17 protein-coding genes and 2 pseudogenes are annotated in these 18,872 nt (G+C 73.2%); 17 read left to right on the top strand and 2 right to left on the bottom strand.

What is annotated here, in order from left to right; genetic code table 11:
• The first annotated feature begins 239 nt into the window (after positions 1-239).
• From dnaK to JOF54_RS09655, 6 genes are all read left to right on the top strand, one after another.
• A complete protein-coding gene (gene dnaK / locus JOF54_RS09680) occupies positions 240-2,114 on the top strand; it encodes a molecular chaperone DnaK (RefSeq protein ID WP_210055141.1) in 1,875 nt (624 codons plus the stop codon).
• An 11-nt stretch (positions 2,115-2,125) separates the two neighbouring features.
• Positions 2,126-2,791, top strand: coding sequence for a nucleotide exchange factor GrpE (gene grpE / locus JOF54_RS09675; protein WP_210055139.1), 666 nt, complete (start codon positions 2,126-2,128; stop codon positions 2,789-2,791).
• A 63-nt stretch (positions 2,792-2,854) separates the two neighbouring features.
• Positions 2,855-4,018 carry a molecular chaperone DnaJ gene (dnaJ, locus tag JOF54_RS09670; protein ID WP_210055137.1) on the top strand — a complete coding sequence of 388 codons (1,164 nt, stop codon included), beginning with the start codon at positions 2,855-2,857 and terminating at the stop codon, positions 4,016-4,018.
• 31 nt (positions 4,019-4,049) lie between these two features.
• The gene (locus JOF54_RS09665) at positions 4,050-4,475 is read left to right on the top strand and encodes a heat shock protein transcriptional repressor HspR (RefSeq protein ID WP_210055136.1); all 426 of its coding nucleotides are present in this window, start codon (positions 4,050-4,052) and stop codon (positions 4,473-4,475) included.
• Between the two features lie 69 nt (positions 4,476-4,544).
• Entirely contained in the window at positions 4,545-5,504 is a 960-nt protein-coding gene (locus JOF54_RS09660) for a DNA polymerase domain-containing protein (RefSeq protein WP_307804008.1), read from the top strand.
• A gap of 71 nt (positions 5,505-5,575) precedes the next feature.
• On the top strand, positions 5,576-6,595 hold the full coding sequence (locus JOF54_RS09655) for an LLM class flavin-dependent oxidoreductase (protein WP_210055134.1): 1,020 nt from the start codon (positions 5,576-5,578) through the stop codon (positions 6,593-6,595).
• A 43-nt stretch (positions 6,596-6,638) separates the two neighbouring features.
• Here the strand turns inward: JOF54_RS09655 and JOF54_RS09650 are convergent, their stop codons facing one another.
• Positions 6,639-6,920, bottom strand: a complete 282-nt coding sequence (locus JOF54_RS09650) for a DUF427 domain-containing protein (protein WP_210055132.1) — start codon at positions 6,918-6,920, stop codon at positions 6,639-6,641.
• 110 nt (positions 6,921-7,030) lie between these two features.
• On the opposite strand from JOF54_RS09650, the gene JOF54_RS09645 reads away from it, so the two are divergent.
• The 6 genes and pseudogenes from JOF54_RS09645 (at position 7,031) to JOF54_RS09625 (ending at position 13,320) form a co-directional block, all read left to right on the top strand.
• Positions 7,031-7,429, top strand: a complete 399-nt coding sequence (locus JOF54_RS09645) for a hypothetical protein (RefSeq protein ID WP_210055130.1) — start codon at positions 7,031-7,033, stop codon at positions 7,427-7,429.
• Positions 7,430-7,641: 212 nt separating this feature from the next.
• A pseudogene (locus tag JOF54_RS21900) lies at positions 7,642-9,190 on the top strand (Clp protease N-terminal domain-containing protein); the annotation flags it as partial.
• Between the two features lie 308 nt (positions 9,191-9,498).
• A pseudogene (locus JOF54_RS21895) lies at positions 9,499-10,737 on the top strand (AAA family ATPase); the annotation flags it as partial.
• Positions 10,738-10,804: 67 nt separating this feature from the next.
• Entirely contained in the window at positions 10,805-11,644 is an 840-nt protein-coding gene (locus JOF54_RS09635) for a spermidine synthase (protein ID WP_307804006.1), read from the top strand.
• Positions 11,645-11,676: 32 nt separating this feature from the next.
• A complete protein-coding gene (locus JOF54_RS09630) occupies positions 11,677-12,342 on the top strand; it encodes a hypothetical protein (RefSeq protein WP_210055127.1) in 666 nt (221 codons plus the stop codon).
• A 30-nt stretch (positions 12,343-12,372) separates the two neighbouring features.
• Positions 12,373-13,320, top strand: coding sequence for a pyridoxal-phosphate dependent enzyme (locus JOF54_RS09625; RefSeq protein ID WP_307804005.1), 948 nt, complete (start codon positions 12,373-12,375; stop codon positions 13,318-13,320).
• 4 nt (positions 13,321-13,324) lie between these two features.
• Here JOF54_RS09625 and JOF54_RS09620 read toward each other — a convergent pair whose 3' ends face one another.
• Positions 13,325-14,488, bottom strand: coding sequence for a pyridoxal phosphate-dependent aminotransferase (locus JOF54_RS09620; RefSeq protein WP_210055124.1), 1,164 nt, complete (start codon positions 14,486-14,488; stop codon positions 13,325-13,327).
• A gap of 85 nt (positions 14,489-14,573) precedes the next feature.
• Between JOF54_RS09620 and JOF54_RS09615 the strand changes: the two genes are divergently transcribed.
• The 5 genes from JOF54_RS09615 to JOF54_RS09595 all read left to right on the top strand — a co-directional run bounded on the left by JOF54_RS09615 (position 14,574) and on the right by JOF54_RS09595 (position 18,840).
• Positions 14,574-16,046, top strand: a complete 1,473-nt coding sequence (locus JOF54_RS09615; RefSeq protein WP_210055122.1) for an NAD-dependent succinate-semialdehyde dehydrogenase — start codon at positions 14,574-14,576, stop codon at positions 16,044-16,046.
• Positions 16,047-16,077: 31 nt separating this feature from the next.
• Positions 16,078-16,503 (top strand): VOC family protein, encoded by a 426-nt coding sequence (locus JOF54_RS09610; RefSeq protein ID WP_210055120.1) that lies wholly within the window; start codon positions 16,078-16,080, stop codon positions 16,501-16,503.
• A 44-nt stretch (positions 16,504-16,547) separates the two neighbouring features.
• Entirely contained in the window at positions 16,548-17,261 is a 714-nt protein-coding gene (locus JOF54_RS09605) for a class E sortase (RefSeq protein WP_210055118.1), read from the top strand.
• Positions 17,262-17,315: 54 nt separating this feature from the next.
• Positions 17,316-17,888 (top strand): orotate phosphoribosyltransferase, encoded by a 573-nt coding sequence (gene pyrE, locus JOF54_RS09600; protein WP_210055116.1) that lies wholly within the window; start codon positions 17,316-17,318, stop codon positions 17,886-17,888.
• A 127-nt stretch (positions 17,889-18,015) separates the two neighbouring features.
• Positions 18,016-18,840 carry a LemA family protein gene (locus JOF54_RS09595; RefSeq protein ID WP_210055114.1) on the top strand — a complete coding sequence of 275 codons (825 nt, stop codon included), beginning with the start codon at positions 18,016-18,018 and terminating at the stop codon, positions 18,838-18,840.
• The last annotated feature ends 32 nt before the right edge of the window (positions 18,841-18,872 follow it).

Below are 18,872 nucleotides of genomic sequence, written 5' to 3'. Positions count from 1 at the left end.
CTGTGCGAAGTCTGTGTCGTTCCTGTGAGCGCGACGCCTCGCGGACGGGGGCGGAGGAGCGGCGCGGACTCGGGGTGACCCGGGAATACGAGGCCACGCCTCAGGGTTGAGCCTGATGCACTCAACTTCTCCTTGCGGTGCGGATCGGGCTCATGCATAGTTGAGCGCGGAACGCTCAAGGACTAGGGTTGAGCGCAGCAGGCTCAAGCAGTACACAGACTTTCTGGAGGAAACACACCATGGCTCGTGCAGTCGGCATCGACCTCGGGACGACCAACTCTGTCGTCGCCGTGCTCGAGGGTGGAGAGCCCACCGTCATCCCCAACGCCGAGGGCGCGCGTACGACGCCTTCGGTCGTCGCGTTCGCGAAGGGTGGCGAGGTCCTGGTCGGCGAGGTCGCCAAGCGCCAGGCCGTCACCAACGTCGACCGGACCATCCGCTCCGTCAAGCGCCACATGGGCACGGACTGGAAGGTCAAGATCGACGACAAGGACTACCGTCCGCAGCAGATCAGCGCCTTCGTGCTGCAGAAGCTGAAGCGGGACGCCGAGGCCTACCTCGGCGAGCAGGTCACCAACGCCGTGATCACCGTCCCCGCCTACTTCTCCGACGCCGAGCGCCAGGCCACCAAGGAGGCCGGCGAGATCGCCGGTCTGACCGTGGACCGCATCATCAACGAGCCGACCGCCGCGGCGCTGGCCTACGGCCTCGACAAGGGCGGGTCCGACCAGACCATCCTCGTCTTCGACCTCGGTGGCGGCACCTTCGACGTCTCCCTCCTGGAGATCGGCGACGGCGTCTTCGAGGTGAAGGCCACCAAGGGCGACAACCGCCTCGGCGGCGACGACTGGGACTCCCGGATCGTCGACTGGCTGGTCAAGCAGTTCAAGAACAAGAACGGCACCGACCTGTCGAAGGACAAGATCGCCCGGCAGCGTCTGCAGGAGTCGGCCGAGAAGGCCAAGATCGAGCTGTCCTCGGCCAGCGAGACCTCCATCAACCTGCCCTACATCACCCTGGGCGAGTCCGGCCCGCTGCACCTGGAGGAGCGGCTCACCCGCTCGGAGTTCCAGCGGCTGACCTCGGACCTGCTCGACCGTTGCCGCACCCCGTTCAACGCGGTGGTCGCCGACGCCAAGATCTCGGTCGGCCAGATCGACCACGTCATCCTGGTCGGCGGCTCCACCCGGATGCCCGCCGTCGTCGAGCTCGTCAAGGAGCTGACCGGCGGCAAGGAGCCCAACAAGGGCGTCAACCCCGACGAGGTCGTCGCCCTCGGCGCCAGCCTGCAGGCCGGCGTGCTGAAGGGTGAGGTCAAGGACGTCCTGCTGCTCGACGTCACCCCGCTGAGCCTCGGCATCGAGACCAAGGGCGGCGTGATGACCAAGATCATCGAGCGCAACACCACGATCCCGACCAAGCGCTCCGAGGTCTTCACCACCGCCGACGACAACCAGCCCTCGGTGATGATCCAGGTCTACCAGGGCGAGCGCGACTTCGCCCGGGACAACAAGTCCCTCGGCAACTTCGAGCTGACCGGCCTGCCGCCGGCCCCGCGCGGCGTGCCGCAGATCGAGGTCGCCTTCGACATCGACGCCAACGGCATCGTCCACGTGCACGCCAAGGACATCGCCACCGGCAAGGAGCAGTCGATGACCGTCACCGGCGGCTCGGCGCTCGGCAAGGACGACATCAACCGGATGGTGCAGGAGGCCGAGGCGAACGCCGAGGAGGACCGCAAGCGCCGCGAGGCCGTCGAGCTGCGCAACGAGGCCGACAACCTGGTGTTCCGGACCGAGAAGCTGATCAGCGAGAACGCCGACAAGATCACCGACGACGTCAAGGCGCCCGTCGAGGAGGCCCTGGCCGAGGTCAAGACGGCGCTCGAGGGCACCGACGACGACGCGGTCAAGACGGCGGTGGACAAGCTGAACACCACCAGCGCCGCCCTGGGCCAGGCCATGTACGCCGCGGCCGCCGCCCAGCAGGCGCCGTCCGAGGCCGGCGAGCCCGGCGACCAGGCCGACAGCAACGGGTCCTCGACCAGCGCTGACGACGACGTCGTGGACGCCGAGATCGTCGACGACGACCAGGCCGCGAGCGACACCAAGTGAGCGAACGGCCGATGAGCGACCACGACGAGCAGTCGGAGCCCCAGGGCCCGACGGTGCGTGACCGGCGCCGCATCGACCCGGAGACCTTCGAGGTCCGGGAGCCGCAGTCCGCTGCGGCCCCGGGCCCGGAGGCCCCGGCCGGTGCCGCCACCAGCCCGGGCCCCGACGGCCCGGCCGGAGAGGACGAGCAGGTGCAGCAGCTGCAGACGGCCCTGGCCGAGCGGACCGCTGACCTGCAGCGGCTCCAGGCCGAGTACGTGAACTACAAGCGGCGGGTCGACCGCGACCGCGACCTGACGCGCAAGGTGGCCCTGGAGGGGTTCGTCAAGGACCTCCTCCCGGTGCTGGACGACGTGCGGTCCGCCCGCGAGCACGGCGAGCTGACGGGGGCCTTCAAGGCCGTCGGCGAGCAGGTCGAGCGGATCACGGCCAAGCACGGCCTCGAGAGCTTCGGCACCAAGGGTGACCCGTTCGACCCGCACGTGCACGACGCCCTCATGCAGGTCCCGGCCGAGGGGGTCGACGGCCCCACGTGCGTCGAGATCCTGCAGCCGGGCTACCGCATCGGTGACCGGGTGCTGCGCCCGGCCCGGGTCGCGGTGGGCGAGCCCGTCGAGGGCTCGGCCGCGCCGTCCGCGGACGACGCAGGTGCTCCTGCGGCCGATGCGGAGCAGTGACCGGCCGAGCAGCCGGGGCCCCCGCGGAGCGCGGGGGCCGGTGACCACCGAGGGGAGGCGTTCATGAGCACGAAGGACTGGATCGAGAAGGACTTCTACAAGGTCCTGGGTGTGGCGAAGGACGCCAAGCCCGAGGAGATCAAGAAGGCCTACCGGCAGCTGGCCCGGGAGAACCACCCGGACCAGAACCCCGGCAACCCCGAGGCCGAGCGGCGCTTCAAGGAGGTGTCCGAGGCCAACGACGTGCTCTCCAGCGAGAGCAAGCGCAAGGAGTACGACGAGGCCCGGCGCCTCTTCGGCGGGGGCGGCTTCCGCTTCCCGCGGAGCGGTGGCTCCGGCTCCGGCGGGGGGCCGTCGGTCGACGACCTGTTCCGCCAGGCCGGTGACACCGGCTTCTCCGACCTCTTCGGCGGGCTGTTCAACGGGGCGGGCGGGACGCGCACGGCGACCACCCGCACCTCGGCCAGCCGGGGGCCGCGTCGGGGCAGCGACGTCGAGGGCGAGGTGACCGTCGACTTCGTCCAGGCGATCGAGGGCGTGACCGTCGGCATGCAGATGGTGTCCGACGCGGCCTGCGCGCAGTGCCACGGCACGGGCGCCAAGGCCGGCACCGTCCCGAAGGTCTGCCCCACCTGCGAGGGCAGCGGCATGCAGACCTCGACGTCGGGCGGCGTCTTCGCCGTCACCGAGCCCTGCCGCGACTGCCGCGGCCGGGGCATGGTCGTCGACGACCCGTGCCCGGTCTGCCACGGCTCCGGCCGGGGCAAGTCCACCCGCACCATGCAGGTCCGGATCCCCGCCGGCGTGACCGACGGGCAGCGGATCCGGCTCAAGGGCAAGGGCGGTGCTGGGGAGAACGGCGGGGCCGCGGGCGACCTGTACGTCGTCGTCCACGTCCGCCCGCACGCGGTCTTCGGCCGCAAGGGCGACAACCTCACCCTCACCGCCCCGGTGACCTTCAACGAGGCCGCGCTGGGCGCCGAGATCGAGGTGCCGACCCTGGGCGGCGCCCCGGTGAAGCTCCGGGTGCCCGCCGGCACGCCCAACGGGCGCACCTTCCGGGTGCGCGGCAAGGGCGTGGCCAAGCGGGACGGCAGCAAGGGCGACCTGCTGGTGTCGGTCGAGGTGACCGTGCCCGAGGCGCTCGACGACAAGGCCAAGGCCGCCCTGTCGAGCTACGGCGAGGCCGTCGGGGCGTCGAACCCCCGGGCCAAGCTCTTCAGCTGAGGACGACGACCGATGAGGAGGAGGTGACGACGTGGCAGCAGAGCTCCCGCAGCGGATCGACCACGACGCGCCCGTCTTCGTGATCTCGGTCGCCGCCCAGCTGGCCGGCATGCACCCGCAGACCCTGCGGACCTACGACCGGATCGGCCTGGTCCAGCCGCGGCGGACCGCCAAGCGCGGCCGCCGCTACTCCGCGCGCAACATCGCGCAGCTGCGGCTGATCCAGCGGCTGAGCCAGGACGAGGGCATCAACCTCGAGGGCATCCGCCGGATCCTGGCCATGCAGGACGAGATCGACGGCCTCCGGGCCCAGGTCGCGCAGCTCGACGAGCTGCTCGTCCTGGCCCGGGCGGCCGCCTCGGGCACCCGCGTCTTCACCGCGGACCCGACCGGGGACGTCCACCTCGGCGGGGCCACCCGCCGCCGTCCGGCTCCCCGCGCCATCACCTCCCGCTGACCCGGGTGCCGAGGCACTCGCGCCCGGGTCGGTCTGGACCGTTGAGGTCGAGCAGGCGATGATCCTGCTGTGACCGCGGCGGGCGAGGAGCGCGAGGGCGTGGCCCTCAGTCACCTCGACGACGAGCTGTTCGACGGCGCCGGCGTCACCAAGCGCCACCTGCTCGACCACTTGGACGCGCTCTCGGCGCAGGTCCTGGTCGGACTGGCCGACCGTCCGCTCTCGGTGGTGCGGGTCAGGCCGGGCTCGGCCCCCTTCATGCAGAAGAACCTGCCGACCTACGCGCCGGACTGGATCCGGCGCAGCTCGACCTGGTCCGGGGCGTCCAAGCGGGAGGTCTCCTACGCCGTCGTCGAGGACCGGCGAGGGCTGGTCTGGTTCGCCAACCAGCGGGCGGTCGAGTTGCACGTCCCGCTCGTGCGCCTCGCGGACCCTGACCACGTCGACTTCCTCGTGATGGACCTCGACCCGCCCGAGGGCGCGGGCTTCGGCCAGGTCGTCGCCGCCGCCCACCTCGTCCGAGCCACGCTCGCCGAGCTCGGCCTGCGCGGGGCCGTCAAGACCAGCGGCGCCAAGGGCCTGCACGTCTTCGTACCGCTGGCCCGCACACCCGTCGGGGACGCCGCCGCTGCGAGCCGCGCGCTCGCCGCCCGGGCTGAGCGGGCGGACCCCGCCCTCGCAACGACGGCCTACGTGAAGGACGAGCGCGAGGGCAAGGTGTTCCTCGACTCCACGCGCTCGGGCGGGGCCACGGTCGTGGCGGCGTACAGCCCGCGGGCCCGGCCGGGGCTCCCCGTGTCCTTCCCCGTCCCGTGGGACGACCTCGACGGCATCGCCCCCGCCGACGTCACCGTCCGCAACGCCGCCTCCCTGCTCGACGGGCGCGACCCGTGGCGCGAGCTGCTCCCCGAGCCCCAGCGGCTGCCCGCCGACCTCGTCGCCGAGGGCCACGAGATCCCCGTCGCCCGCGTCGCCGCCATGCACGCCGGCAAGCGTCGCCGCCGTGCGGAGCGCGAGGGCGGCTCGTGACCTCGCGAGACCTGCTGACGGGGGACCAGGTCACGCGGAATGATTGATCCTTCAACTACGTTGGGCTGGACATGAAGAACATCGGCTTCTTGTCGTTCGGGCACTGGAACCCCTCGCCGCACTCGGGCACGCGCTCGGCGTCGGAGGTGCTGCACCAGTCCCTCGAGCTGGCGGTCGCCGCGGAGGAGCTGGGCGTCGACGGCGCCTACTTCCGCGTGCACCACTTCGCGCGCCAACTGGCCTCGCCCTGGCCGCTGCTCGCCGCCGTCGGCGCCCGCACGAGCCGGATCGAGATCGGCACCGGCGTCATCGACATGCGCTACGAAAACCCGCTGCTGATGGCCGAGAACGCGGCGGCGGCGGACCTCATCGCCCGGGGTCGGCTGCAGCTGGGCGTGAGCCGGGGATCGCCCGAGCAGGTGGTCGACGGCTTCCGCTACTTCGGGCACGTGCCCGACGAGGGCAGCGACCCGGCCGAGATGGCGCGCCAGCACACCGCCGTCCTGCTGGAGGTGCTCGAGGGCCACGGCTTCGCCGAGCCGAACCCGCGCCCGATGTTCCCGAACCCGCCGGGCCTGCTCCCGCTGGAGCCGCACGCCCCCGGGCTGCGCGACCGCATCTGGTGGGGTGCCGGGACCCGGGCCACAGCCGAGTGGACGGCTCAGCAGGGGATGAACCTGATGAGCTCGACGTTGCTGAGCGAGGACACGGGCGTCCCGTTCTCCGAGCTGCAGGCCGAGCAGATCGAGCGCTACCGCAAGGCGTGGGCCGACGCCGGCCACGACCGGACCCCGCGGGTGTCGGTCAGCCGCAGCATCCTGCCGCTGGTCGACGACCGGGACCGGGCCTACTTCGGCCGGGAGTCGGGCGGGCGCGACCAGGTCGGCTTCCTCGACGGCGGCAAGGCGCGGTTCGGCAAGACCTACGCGGGGGAGCCGGACCAGCTGGTCCGCGAGCTGGCGCAGGACGAGGCCGTCGCGGCGGCGGACACCCTGCTGCTCACCGTCCCCAACCAGCTGGGCGTGGACTACAACGCCCACCTGCTGCAGTCGGTGCTCGAGCACGTCGCGCCGGAGCTCGGCTGGCGCTGAGCCCCGGTGCGGGTGCCGCACCGGGGTCAGCCCGGTGCGGCGCTCAGCCGACGACGCGGACGCCCTTCCAGAACGCCACCCGGTCCCGGATGTGGGCGGCGTCGGGCTTGGGCTCGGGGTAGGTCCAGGCCGCGTCGACGTTGCTGTCGTCGCCCACCTGGACGGTGAAGTAGCTGGCCGTGCCCTTCCACGGGCAGACGGTGTGGGTGCTCGTCGGCGTCAGCACCCCGGGGGCGGCGGCGTCGAGGGGGAAGTAGTGGTTGCCCTCCACCACCACGGTGTCGTCGGACTCGGCGATGACGGTGTCGTTCCAGATGGCCTTCACGGGTGCTCCTCGGGTGGTGGTGGGGCTCCATCCTCGTCCCGCCCGCCAACTGCGCCGACGACCCTGTGCACAACCGGTCCGGGGGTCGGCCGACGCGGCAGCGTTGCGCCATGACCACACCGAGCCCGCCCGCCCTCACCGAGCCGATCTCCTCGGCCGCCGACCTCGCCCGCTTCTGGGCCGCCCTGATGGGGGACGGGGGCTTCGGCCGTCGCACCCTCTGGCTGGTCCTGCTGGACGACGAGGGGCGGCCCGTGCCCACCGTCGTCCCCGTCGACGACGTGCCCGAGGTGCCCTCGGCGGCCGACGTCGACTCCTTCGGCCAGTTCTTCGACCACCTCGACGGCTACGGGACGCCGGTGCTGCTGCTGTCCCGACCGGGACCGCCCGCCGTCCGGGCCGAGGACCGGCAGTGGGGACGCGCTCTGGCGGGCCTCGCCCCGCGCTGGCCCGTTCACCTGGCCACCGAGGACGCCGCCGGCCGCTGCGTCGTGACCCCGCTCGGCTGACGGCTCCGTCGGGATCTTGCCGGCCGGAGCGCGACGCACGGCGCCGCAGGAGCGGTGCGTCCCGGGCCAGAACCAGGGTCGGCTCAGGGTTGAGCGGAGGTCGCTCAACCTGGAATACTGTCCACCGGCACGAAGTTGAGTCAGATGGACTCAAGGGCGTCCGCCCCGCTGGACGTCCGCCCCGCAGCTCGACCCGGAGGACCGCGCAACCCATGGACACGAACAAGCTCACCACCAAGAGCCGTGACGCCGTCTCGACGGCGTTGCGGAACGCCCTCACCACGGGCAACCCCAACGTCGAGCCCTCGCACCTGCTGCACGCGCTGCTGCTGGTGCCGGGCAACACCGTCGCCCCGCTGATCAGCGCCGTCGGCGCCGACCCGGCCGTCGTCGACGCGGCCGCGCAGGGCGCCATCGCCAAGCTGCCGAAGGCCAGCGGCTCCTCGGTCGCCCAGCCCCAGCTGTCCGGCGCCTTCGCCCGGGTGCTGGCCGACGCCGAGAACCGCGCCCAGCAGCTCGGCGACCAGTTCGTCGCCACCGAGCACCTGATGATCGCCCTGGCCGCCGTCGACTCCGACGTGAAGAAGGCCCTGCTGGATCTCAAGGTCGACCCGCGCGCGCTCACCCAGGCCTTCAACGAGGCCCGCGGCAGCAAGCGGGTCACCAGCGCCGAGTCCGAGGGCACCTCCTCGGCGCTCGACCAGTACGGCGTCGACCTGACCGCCCAGGCGCGCGAGGGCAAGCTCGACCCGGTCATCGGCCGGGACACCGAGATCCGCCGCGTCGTGCAGGTGCTCGCCCGGCGCACCAAGAACAACCCGGTGCTGATCGGCGAGCCCGGCGTCGGCAAGACCGCCGTCGTCGAGGGCCTCGCTCAGCGCCTCGTCGCGGGCGACGTCCCCGACTCGCTCAAGGGCCGACGGCTCGTCTCCCTCGACCTGCCCTCGATGGTCGCGGGCGCCAAGTACCGCGGTGAGTTCGAGGAGCGGCTGAAGGCCGTGCTGACCGAGATCCGCGACGCGGAGGGCCAGGTCATCACCTTCATCGACGAGCTGCACACCGTCGTTGGGGCGGGCGCGTCCGGCGACTCCTCGATGGACGCCGGCAACATGCTCAAACCCATGCTGGCCCGCGGCGAGCTCCGGATGATCGGCGCCACCACCCTGGACGAGTACCGCGAGCGGATCGAGAAGGACCCGGCCCTGGAGCGCCGCTTCCAGCAGGTCTACGTGGGCGAGCCCAGCGTCGAGGACACCATCGCCATCCTGCGCGGGCTGCGCGAGCGCTACGAGGCGCACCACAAGGTGGCCATCACCGACGGCGCCCTCGTGGCCGCGGCCAGCCTGTCCAACCGCTACATCACCTCCCGGCAGCTGCCCGACAAGGCCATCGACCTCGTCGACGAGGCCGCGTCCCGGCTGCGGATGGAGATCGACTCCTCCCCGGAGGAGATCGACGTGCTGCGGCGCAGCGTGGAGCGCATGCAGATGCAGCGCTTCGCCCTGGAGAAGGAGTCCGACCCGGGCAGCGTCGAGCGCCTGCACCGCCTCGACGAGGAGCTCGCCAACACCCATGAGGAGCTGCGCGGGCTCGAGGCGCGCTGGGAGGCCGAGAAGCAGGGCCTCAACCGCGTCGGCGACCTGAAGAAGCAGATCGACGAGCTGCGCAGCCAGGCCGAGCGGCACCTGCGTGAGGGCGACCTCGTCAAGGCCAGCGAGATCAGCTACGGCGAGATCCCGGCCCTGGAGAAGGAGCTCGACGGAGCCCAGATGCAGGGCGAGAGCGACCACCTGCAGTCCGCTCGTCGGCGTGTTCGGGAGGCCGAGCAAGCCGTGGCCTCGGCCAAACGAGATGTCGAATCGGCTCAACGCGATCAAACAGAGCGAGCAGAAGCTCTGCGGCTGGCGGAGCAAGACGTGGAAGGAGCGGCGACAGCTCCCGTCATCACCCCTGAAGAGCGTGCTGCCCTTGCTCGGCTCCGGGACGAACTCGCAGATGCGAATGCGGAACTAATCGAGGGCAACCTGGCGAAGGACGGTGTGCAAGTGGCTATCCGGCTTGAGCCACGAGTGGCTGACCTGCGCCAGCGGATCAAGGACTTGGAGTCTAAGCTGGATCTCGAGCGGCAGGCAGCAGAGGCCCCCGGTCGAGCACTCAACGCATCAGTTCGCCTAGAGGATTCTGGTCGTTACGTCGACGAGTTGCGGGCTGCTCTTGGCGTTGCCAGTCAGCAATTGATCGATGCTTCCGCCGACCTGGAGAGGGTCAAGGGCTTCGCGCCATTGGCTCCGATGGTGTCAGACGAGGTCGGCCCGCAGGACATCGCCGAGGTGGTGGCGAACTGGACGGGCATCCCGACCGGCCGGCTGCTGCAGGGCGAGACCGAGAAGCTCCTCCAGATGGAGGACCGGCTGGGCACCCGGCTGATTGGCCAGCGCCAGGCGGTGCGCGCCGTCTCCGACGCCGTCCGCCGCTCGCGGGCCGGCATCTCCGACCCCAACCGGCCGACCGGCTCCTTCCTGTTCCTCGGCCCCACGGGCGTGGGCAAGACCGAGCTGGCCAAGTCGCTCGCCGAGTTCCTGTTCGACGACGAGCACGCGATGATCCGGATCGACATGAGCGAGTACTCCGAGAAGCACTCGGTCAGCCGGCTCGTCGGCGCGCCCCCCGGGTACGTCGGCTACGAGGAGGGCGGCCAGCTCACCGAGGCCGTCCGGCGGCGTCCGTACTCGGTCGTCCTGCTCGACGAGGTCGAGAAGGCGCACGGCGAGGTCTTCGACATCCTCCTGCAGGTGCTCGACGACGGGCGGCTGACCGACGGCCAGGGCCGCACGGTCGACTTCCGCAACGTGCTGATGATCCTGACGTCGAACCTCGGGTCGCAGTTCCTGGCCAACCCGAGCCTGGACGAGAAGGCCAAGCGCGACGCCGTGATGGGCGTCGTCCGCGGGGCCTTCAAGCCCGAGTTCCTCAACCGGCTCGACGAGGTCGTGCTCTTCGACGCCCTCGGCACCGAGGAGCTGGCCAGGATCGTCGACATCAACCTGGGCCGGCTCAACGCCCGGCTGGCCGACCGGCGGATCAGCGTCCAGGTCACGCAGGCGGCCAAGGACTGGCTGGCCCTGACCGGCTTCGACCCGGTTTACGGCGCCCGGCCGCTCCGCCGGCTGATCCAGACGACGATCGAGGACCAGCTGGCCCGACGCGTGCTGGCCGGGACCGTGCTCGACGGTGACACCATCAGCTTCGACGTGGACGCCGGCAGCGACGGCCTCGCCGTCGTCGAACCCGAGCCGGTCGCCGTCTGACCGAGCGCACCCGACAGCCCCGGACGACCCCGTCCGGGGCTGTCGTGCGTCCGGCTAGGGTGGCGCGGTGAGGGCGGGGGACCGGGTGCTGCGCACCGGCGAGCACGAGACGGTGCTCGTGCCCGACCCCACCCGGCCGCAGGCCTTCACGCTGCGCGTGGGCCGCACCGACCAGTCCTACGTCGACCTCGACGACCCCACCCGGCTCGAGTTCGACTACGTCCAGCGGGTCGTCGACGTCGTCGAGTCGGTCGCCCCGGCGGGGGAGCGGCTGGGCGTCGTGCACGTCGGCGGGGCCGCGCTCACCCTGCCGCGCTACCTCGCCCACACCCGGCCGCGCTCGGCCCAGGTGGTGCTGGAGCCCGACACCGAGCTCACCGAGCTGGTTCGCACCCACCTGCCGCTGCCCCGGCAGAGCGGCATCAAGGTCCGGGCCGACGACGGCCGCACCGGGGTGGCGGCGCTGCGCGAGGACTACGCCGACCTGGTGATCCTCGACGCCTTCGACGGCGCCCGGGTGCCGGCCGAGCTCACGACGACCGAGTTCCTGGGCGACGTCCGCCGCGTGCTGCGGCCCGCCGGCACGCTGGTCATGAACGTCACCGATCGGGGCCCCTTCGCTTACGCCCGGCGCGTCGTGGCGGGGGTGCAGGCGACCTTCGCCCACGTCGTCCTGTGCGCCGAGCCGTCCACCCTCAAGGGCCGGCGCTTCGGCAACGTCGTCGTCGCGGCCGCCGACGTCGCCCTGCCCGTCGACGCGATCGCGCGCCGCGCCGGCACCGCGCCCTACCCCTACCGGGTGCTGCACGGGTCCCGGCTCGCGCAGCTGGTGGGCGGGGCGGCCCCGTTCACCGGAGAGGACGTGGCCCTCTCCCCGCCGCCGCCGGCGGACCTGCTGTTCGGCTGAGCCGCCGCCGGCCACGACCTAGGCTGGAGCCCATGTCCGGACCGGGGTACGCGCCGCCGCCGCAGGGCGCCCCGCAGTTCCGGGCGCCCGGCGAGGCCGTCGCCGACCCCTGGGGGCAGCCCGCCCCGTGGGCTGCCGGCCCGTCCGGCCCCACCCCGCGCCCGGCCCCCGCCGAGGGGGTGCCGCTCGAGGTCCTGCGGGCACTGCCCGCCCCGCTCGCCCCGACGGCGCAGCCGTCCGGACCTCCGCAGCGGCCCGCGGTGATCGCCCTGGCCTGCACGCTCGCGGTGCTGGGGTCCCTGCAGTGGATCTGCGCGCTGAGCCTGCTCTGGGTGACCGCGACCGTCGGCACCGGCGCGTTCGCCGAGGCCAACGACGACGGGGCGCTGTTCCACGTCCTCAACCGCTTCAACTACCGGATGCTCGACGGCCTGGCCGTCCCGCTCTACCTCTTCCCGCTGGCCTCGCTGGTCACCGGCTTCCTCGTGCTGTCCCGACGGCTCTGGTCGCGGGTCGTGCACACCGGCGTCGGGGCGGTCGCCCTGGCCTGGGCCGCCTGGTGGCTGCGCGACGACCTGCTCTGGTGGTTCAGCGCCGCCTGGTACGTCGTCGTCGCGTGCCTCGTGCTCTGGACCCCGGCCGCCACCGCCTGGTACCGCTGGCGCGCGGACGACCACGGGACGCACCTGCGCGGCTGACCCCGCCGCGCCGGCGCCAGACTGGTCGGCGTGCCCCTCTCCGCCGACCGGGTCCCCCTCGCGACCTGGCCCACCCCGCTCGAGCCCGCGCCCCGGCTCTCCGCCGCCCTCGGGCTGCATCCCGACGACCTCTGGGTCAAGCGGGACGACCTCGCCGGACCGGCCGGCGGCGGCAACAAGATCCGCAAGCTGGAGCGGAGCGGCGCCGAGGCGCTCGCCGCCGGTGCCGACGTCCTGCTCACCAGCGGGGCGCCGCAGAGCAACCACGCCCGGTTGAGCGCCGCCGCCGCGGCCCGGCTGGGCCTGGCCGCCACCCTGGTCCTCGAGGGCACGGCTCCCGACGGCGAGCGGGGCAACCTCCTCCTCGACCGGCTGCTGGGCGCCGACGTCGTCTGGGCCGGCGAGGTCGACGCCGCCGGGCTGGCCGCCGCCGTCGAGGAGGAGGCCGAGCGGCTCCGGGGCGAGGGCCGACGGCCGCACGTCGTCCCCTTCGGCGGCTCGAGCCCCACCGCGGCCCTGGCCTACGTCGACGCCGCCGTCGAGATCGAGCAGCAGCGGCCCGGGACCGAGCACCTCGTCGTGGCCCTCGGCTCCGGCGGGACGACGGCTGGGCTGGTGGCGGGCCTGGGTGCCGAGCGCGTGCTGGCCGTGCACACCGGGGCGGTGGCCGACGCGGAGGCGACGGTGCGCGGCCTGCTGGAGGGGATGGGCGTCGAGGCGGGTACGCTGCGGCTGCGGCTCGACCAGGTCGGCGCCGGCTACGCGCACCTCACCGAGCCGGTGGTCGCGGCGCTGCGCCTCGCGGCCCGCACCGAGGGCCTGGGCCTGGACCCGACCTACACCGGCCGGGCGCTGGCCGGGCTCGTGGCCGCGGTCGCCGACGGGGACGTGCGGCGGGGGGAGCGGGTGGTCTTCCTGCACTCCGGCGGGCTGCCCGGGCTCTTCGGCCACCCCGACGCGGCGCGGCTGGCCGGCTGAGCCCTCAGGCGGTGAGCCCGCCCAGCCGGCGGACGGCCTCGTCCAGCACGGCGTCCTCCTTGCAGAAGGCCCAGCGCACGTAGGGCCGGCCGGCCTCGACGTCGTCGTAGAAGACCTGGTGGGGGATGGCCACGACGCCGCAGCGGTGCGGCAGGTCCCGGCAGAAGGCGACGCCGTCGTCGTAGCCGAGCGGGCGGACGTCGGTGGTCATGAAGTAGGTGCCCTGCGGTACCACCGGGTCCAGGCCGACGCTGCGCAGGCCGGCGGCGAGCCGGTCGCGCTTGCCCTGCAGGCTCACCCGGTTCGCCTCCACCCAGGCGTCGCCCTCGTCCAGCGCCCGGGCGACCGCCGGCTGGAACGGCGCCCCGGAGACGTAGGTGAGGAACTGCTTCACCGCCGTCAGCTCGGTCACCAGCTCCGCCGGCCCCAGCGCCCAGCCGATCTTCCAGCCGGTGGCCGAGAAGGTCTTCCCCGAGGAGGAGATCCGCAGCGTCCGCTCCCGCATCCCCGGGAAGGTGGCCAGCGGGACGTGCTCGGCGTCGTCGAAGACCAGGTGCTCGTAGACCTCGTCGCAGACCACGAGGACGTCGTGCGCCACCGCCAGCCGGGCGATCTCGGCCAGGTCGTCGCGGCCCAGCACCGTGCCGGTGGGGTTGTGCGGGGAGTTGACGAGCACCAGCTTGGTGCGGTCGGTGAAGGCGGCGGCCAGCTCGGCGTGGTCCAGCCGGAAGTCCGGGCCGAACAGCCCGACCCCCACCCGGGTGCCGCCGGCCAGGTCGATGGAGGCGGCGTAGGAGTCGTAGAAGGGCTCCAGCGCCACCACCTCGTCGCCCGGGTCGACGAAGGCGAGCATGGCCGCGGCGAGCGCCTCGGTGGCGCCGGTGGTGATGACCACCTCGGTGTCCGGGTCGTACTCCAGCCCGTGGTGGCGGCGGCTGTGGTCGACGACGGCCTGCCGCAGCGGCGCGATGCCGCGGCCCGGCGGGTACTGGTTCACGCCGTCGGCGATCGCCTGCCGGGCCGCGCCCAGCATCCAGTCGGGCCCGTCGGTGTCGGGGAAGCCCTGGCCGAGGTTGACCGACCCGGTCGCCACGGCGAGGGCCGACATCTCGGCGAAGATCGTGGTGGTCGCGGACCGGACCCGCTCGGCTTTCCACGCTGACGCCATACCCTGCACCCTAGCCGCGGCGCCCGCTGGGCTCCGGGGCGCGGGGTCTAGGCTCGCCAGCGTCCGACGACGAGGGGAGCAGACGGTGTCACAGGCCTCGGAGCAGGCGGTGCTCGACGCGGTGCCGGACGGGCTGCTGGTGGGCGGTGGCTGGCGCCCCGCCGCCTCGGGCAGGACCTTCGACGTGCACGACCCGGCGACCGGCGCGGTGATCCGCACCGTCGCCGACGGCGGTGTCGAGGACGGGGCCGCCGCGCTGGACGCGGCCGTCGAGGCGGGACCGGCCTGGGCCCGGACCGCGCCTCGGGTGCGCGGGGAGGTGCTGCGCCGGGCCTTCGACCTGCTGCAGCAGCGCCGCGACGACGTCGCCCTGCTGATGACCCTGGAGATGGGCAAGCCGCTGGCTGAGTCCCAGGCCGAGGTGACCTACGGCGGGGAGTTCCTACGCTGGTTCTCCGAGGAGGCCGTGCGGGTCGCCGGCCGCTACGGCACGAACCCCGAGGGCACCGGGCGGATGACCGTCAGCCAGCACCCGGTGGGCCCCTGCTACCTGATCACGCCCTGGAACTTCCCGCTGGCCATGGCCACCCGCAAGATCGCGCCGGCGCTGACCGCCGGCTGCACCGCGGTGGTCAAGCCGGCCGAGCTGACTCCGCTGACGACGCTGTACGTGGCCGAGCTGCTGCGCGAGGCCGGCCTGCCCGACGGCGTCCTCAACGTCGTGACCACCTCGACCGCGGGCGACGTCTCCGGTCCGGTGATCGCCGACCCGCGGCTGCGCAAGCTCAGCTTCACCGGCTCGACCCCGGTGGGCAAGCAGCTGCTCAAGCAGGCGGCCGACGGCGTGCTGCGGACGTCGATGGAGCTGGGCGGCAACGCGCCGTTCCTGGTCTTCGAGGACGCCGACCTCGACGCCGCCGTCGCCGGCGCGATGCTGGCCAAGTTCCGCAACGTCGGCCAGGCCTGCACCGCGGCCAACCGCTTCCTGGTGCACGAGCGGGTCGCCGAGGAGTTCGCCGCCCGCGTCACCGCGGAGGTCCGCGGCTTCCCCGTCGGCCGGGGGACCGAGGAGGGCGTCCGGATCGGCCCGCTGATCGACGACCGCGCCGTCCGCAAGGCCGAGGACCTGGTCGGCGACGCCGTCGGGCGCGGCGCCGAGGTGCTGACCGGCGGTGCGCGGGTCGAGCGCGAGGGCACCTTCTACGCCGGCACCGTGGTCACCGGGGTCCGGCCCGGCAGCGAGATCTTGCGCCAGGAGATCTTCGGCCCCGTGCTGTCGATCTCGACCTTCGGCGACGAGGACGAGGCCGTCGCGCTGGCCAACGACACCGAGTACGGCCTGGTCAGCTACGCCTTCACCCGCGACGCCGACCGCGGCCAGCGGCTCGTCGACCGGCTGGAGACCGGGATGATGGGGCTCAACGTCGGGGTGATCTCCAACGCGGGCGCGCCGTTCGGCGGGGTCAAGCAGTCCGGCATCGGCCGCGAGGGCGGGCTGGAAGGCATCCACGAGTACCTCTCGACCAAGTACACGCTGACGCCCGACCCGTATCGCTGAGCCGCTTGCCGGGGCCGGGCATGCTCGGGGCATGCCGATCCCGACCCGGGCCTACGCCCACGTCCGCCTGACCGTCACCGACATCGCCCGCTCGCGCGCCTTCTACGACGAGGTGTTCGGCCTGCCGGTGGCCTTCGAGCTCCCGGCCGACGCCGACGAGGCCACCCGCGAGCGGCTCGGCTTCCTCTACGGCGGCGTGATCTACGCCCTCGGGGACTCCCTGCTGGGCCTGCGCCCGGTGAGCGACGACGGCTTCAGCGAGGACCGGACGGGGCTGGACCACCTGGCCTTCGCCGTCGGCTCGCGCGCGGACCTGGTGGCGGCCGTCGACACCCTCGACGCCGCCGGCGTCGCCCACGAGGGCGTCAAGGACATCGGCGCGGGCCACATCCTCGAGTTCCGCGACCCCGACGGCATCGCCCTGGAGCTGTACGCGCCGGCGGCCGCCGCGTCCTGAGCCGGAGGCCGACGACCGGGCCGCGACAGTGGGAGGATGGCCCGGTGAGCGACTCCCCCGGCGCGAGCACCGGTCCCGGCACGCCCGCGCGGCGGGCGCGGTCCCGTCGGCGGCGGCCCTCGGCCCTCACCGTCGTCGGCCTGGTCCTGCTGCTGGGCGGGCTCAGCTGCCTGGCCTGGGTGGGCTACCAGTACGTCGGGACCAACGTCGTCTCCGAGCGGGCGTTCGACGCGGGCCGCCAGGACCTGCGGCAGCGCTGGTCCGACACCCCCGCCCCGGCCGGCCCCTCGGCCAGCCCCGAGCCGGACCCGCTGCCCGGCGACGCGACCGCGCTGCTGCGGATCCCCGCCTTCGGCGCGGACTACGAGATCCCGGTCCTCGAGGGCACCGACCTCGACATCCTCTCCGAGGGCGTCGGCCACTACACCGGCACCGCCGCGCCGGGCGAGGTCGGCAACTTCGCGCTGGCCGGCCACCGGGTGACCCACGGCGAGCCGTTCAGCCGGCTGCTGGAGCTCGACCCGGGCGACGAGGTCGTCGTCGAGACCCGGACGGCGGTCTACACCTACGTGCTCGACGAGGCGCCGCGCGCCCTCACCGTCGACGACACCGCGACCTGGGTGCTGGACCCCGTCCCCGGCGAGCCCGACCGCGAGCCCACCCGGGCGCTCATCACCCTCACCACCTGCCAGGACCTGTTCCGCTCGCCCGACCGCTCCGTCGGCTTCGGGCACCTGCAGAGCACCCGCAACAAGTAGGGGGTCGGTCCGCCCGGGGACCCGGTCCTCCCCGCTCGGCTAGGCTCCCCGGTCATGCCCGAGAACCCCGCACCCAGCCCCGCCGCCGACGACCGCGCCCGCCTGGTCGCGCAGGTCCGGGAGCTGGCCGTCGTGCACGGCGAGGTCACCCTGGCCTCGGGCCGGACGGCCGACTACTACGTCGACATGCGCCGGGTCACCCTGGACGGCGCGACCGCGCCGCTGATCGGTCGCGTGATGCTGGACCTCGTCGCCGACTGGGAGTTCGACGCCGTCGGCGGCCTCACCCTGGGCGCGGACCCGGTCGCGGTCGCCATGCTGCACGCGACGGCGGCGACCGGCGGCGTGCTGGACGCCTTCGTCGTCCGCAAGCAGGGCAAGGCCCACGGGCTGCAGCGCCGGATCGAGGGGTCCCCGGTGGAGGGCCGCCGCGTCCTCGCCGTGGAGGACACCAGCACCACCGGCGGCTCCGTGCTCACCGCCGTCGAGGCGCTCCGGGAGGCGGGCGCGGAGGTCGTCGGCGTCGCCGTCGTCGTCGACCGCGACACCGGCGCCCGCGAGGCGATCGAGGCGGCCGGGCTGCCCTACCGGTTCGCGCTCTCGGCCGCCGACCTCGGCCTGGCCTGAGCCGGCGACCCCGCTCCGGCACCCGTCCCGGTGCCCCCGGCCGGGACCCCCGAGGCACTACTGTGAGGGCTCCGGCCGCTCCGGCGGCGGGCCGTCGTGCCCGCTGCCGACTCCCTGAGGAGACCTGATGGGCACCGCCCTCACCGTCGTCATCGTCATCGTGGTGATCGTCGTCATCATCGCCCTGATCGCCATGGGGTCCTACAACGGCTTCGTGAGGTCGCGGAACCTCATCCAGGAGTCCTGGCGCCAGATCGACGTCGAGCTGAACCGCCGCTACGAGCTGATCCCCAACCTCGTCGAGACGGTGCGCGCCTTCGCCGCCCACGAGCGCAACACCCTCGAGGACGTCACCCGGCTGCGCAGCCAGGCCCAGTCGGTCGCGCAGGCCGACGGCGCCCTGCCCAGCCAGCAGCGATCCGACGTCGAGCAGGCGCTCTCCGGCGCCGTGCGCAACCTCATCGTCAGCGTCGAGGCCTACCCCGACCTCAAGAGCAACCAGAACTTCCTCGAGCTGCAGCGCCAGCTGGCCGAGACCGAGGACCGGATCGCAGCCGGGCGCCGGTTCTACAACGCGAACGTGCGCGTCTACAACACCAAGGTCGAGTCGGTGCCCTCGAACGTCATCGCCGGGATGTTCCACTTCGAGAAGGCCACCTACTTCGAGGTCAACGACCCGTCGGTGCGCCAGGCCCCCGGCGTCAGCTTCGGCGAGATCGCCTACCGCGGCGACGAGCAGGGCCCGGGTGCCGCCGGCCAGGACCGCGCCCAGCTGCCGCCGCAGCAGTCGGCGCCCCCGGTCTCCTTCGACCAGCACGACGACGTCCGGCCCGAGCCCGAGCAGCAGTACAGCCAGCCGCCCTCGTACCAGCAGCCCCAGCAGGGCGGCTACACCCCGCCGCAGACCGGTGGCTACACCCCGCCGCAGACGGGCGGCCCGCAGCAGCCGTAGCCCCGGTGGGTAGCGTGGCCGGGGGGCCGAGG

It is taken from the genome of Microlunatus capsulatus (assembly GCF_017876495.1).
Classification (GTDB): Bacteria; Actinomycetota; Actinomycetes; order Propionibacteriales; family Propionibacteriaceae; genus Microlunatus; species Microlunatus capsulatus.
This window is presented reverse-complemented; position numbering and strand designations above follow the sequence as displayed.